Annotated in this window: 2 protein-coding genes; both read right to left on the reverse strand. The window is 52.7% G+C overall.

The window, feature by feature from the left end; genetic code table 11:
- The coding region (gene tnpC, locus DKW60_RS18150) for an IS66 family transposase (RefSeq protein ID WP_109839084.1) at nucleotides 1-1,361 on the reverse strand (1,361 nt) is incomplete at its 3' end.
- A gap of 22 nt (nucleotides 1,362-1,383) precedes the next feature.
- Nucleotides 1,384-1,740, reverse strand: a complete 357-nt coding sequence (gene tnpB / locus DKW60_RS18155; RefSeq protein ID WP_109839085.1) for an IS66 family insertion sequence element accessory protein TnpB — start codon at nucleotides 1,738-1,740, stop codon at nucleotides 1,384-1,386.
- Nucleotides 1,741-1,859: the final 119 nt, after the last annotated feature.

Raw genomic sequence — 1,859 nt, forward strand, 5'->3', positions numbered from 1 at the left:
GCCCCAGATTGACTGTTGGCAAATAGCCAGTTTTTACGGCCCACGGTAAACGGTCGAATAGCATTTTCCGCAGGGTTGTTATCGATGGGGTACTGCCCATCGTCGACGTAGCCGATTAACCGTGACCACTGGTTATCAAGGTAGGACAACGCCTTACCGATGGCACTTTTGGGTAATACTTGTGGCAGACTGCTGTCCAGCCATTGCCTCAGCTTATCCAGAATGGGACGCGCGTCAGTTTGCCGTTGCTGATAGCGTTCATCGGGTGGTTTGTCTTTCAGTGTCCGCTCAAGGGCGTAAAGCGTTTGGATGTAGGCGAGTCCCTGATCGGCTTTGCCTGCTTTACCGGCTTTCTGAAGTTTTTTAGCGGTCACCAAGTAGCGTCGGGCATGCGCCCAGCAGCCTAAGCGGGTAATACCGTAGTCATCACAAGCGGATTGGTAGCCGCTGTAGCCATCGACCATAAGGGTGTTAACCTCGGGCGAGAGTAATGCTATGGGGACGGCTTGAGCGCGCGTGGCCGCGTAGTGGAAGATCACGGCGCTTTGATGACCAAAGTGTCCCATGACCCACATATAACTTTGGCTCTGCGCGGTCTTGTCTGGCTCCTTGAGTACCTGAAGCGGTGTCTCGTCCATATGCAAGACGGCTTGCTCGAGTAAATGATCCTGTAACAGGTTAATCAGTGGCTGACTGAGTTCACCGCAACGGATCATCCAGTTGGCGAGGTTGGCGCGCGTTAGTTCAACCCCGACCCGTTTGAAGATGACGGACTGACGATACAGAGGTAAGGCATCGGCATACTTTTGAACGGCGATATGGGCTAACAAGCCCGGACTGGCAATGCTCTTTTCAATGGGCTGCTTGGGCTTATCGGCAATCGCATGATATTGCTCACAGCAAGGGCAAATGTATTTCTGGCGACTGTGCCGGATAACCTTGAGCTGCGCCGGAATGATATCCAACTGCTCATGGTCTTCGGTGCCAATGGCTTTGAGTAATGTGCCATCATGCGGACAGTACTGTTGATCGTCCGGCAAGGTGTAGGTAATCGTTTCCCGCGGGTAGTGTGCCGGGATACTGATTCGTGGTTTGCGACGCTGATGCGCGGCAACGGTTTGGGTGGGTTCAGGTGCTTCTTGCTCAGGCGTATCAGCAATCGCCTCGGCCTCATCGAAAAGCTTGAGTTGATCCGCAGGCAACTTCTCACTGCTAGCAGCAAACCGTTGCTGGCGGGATTGCCGCAGCAGTTCTTCCAGCGCCTGAATGCGTTGAGATTGGCTTGCCAATTGCTTAGCATTGACCGCGAGTTCGGCCTTTAATTGGCTATTTTCTTGTTGTAAATCAATGGCACTACGCATGCCGTTAGCTTACCAGATTAGATTACGCGGTCACACCAAAAACACAGGTTTTATGCGGGGTCAGCTGGCGAATATCCATCCCACGCAACAACCACTGCCATTGCTCTGAACTCAGCATCACCGTGTCATCGGGCCAGTGGCGTGGCCAACAAAACTTATCCTGTTCCAACCGCTTCTGCCATAAGGCAAAGCCTGTTTCATCCCAATACAGCACCTTCAGTTGGGTGCGCCTACGATTACAAAACACAAACAAGCATGGCTCAAACGGTGACAGCCCCATATCCTCCTGTACAATCACGCTCAGGCCGTTAATCGCTTTGCGAAAATCCACGGGTTCACGATGTAAATAGCATCGAACATTATCCGGCCACTGAATCATAAAGCCAGCGCCTTGACCAACGACACAACCATCGGCGCTGAAGACGTGGGGATCTGTATACTCACCGCGCCATACTGAACCGTGATCATCTCAGGCCGATCTGGCGTCATGGGTGATGC

Origin of the sequence: Leucothrix pacifica, from assembly GCF_003172875.1 — a bacterium.
GTDB classification, from domain to species: Bacteria; Pseudomonadota; Gammaproteobacteria; order Thiotrichales; family Thiotrichaceae; genus Leucothrix; species Leucothrix pacifica.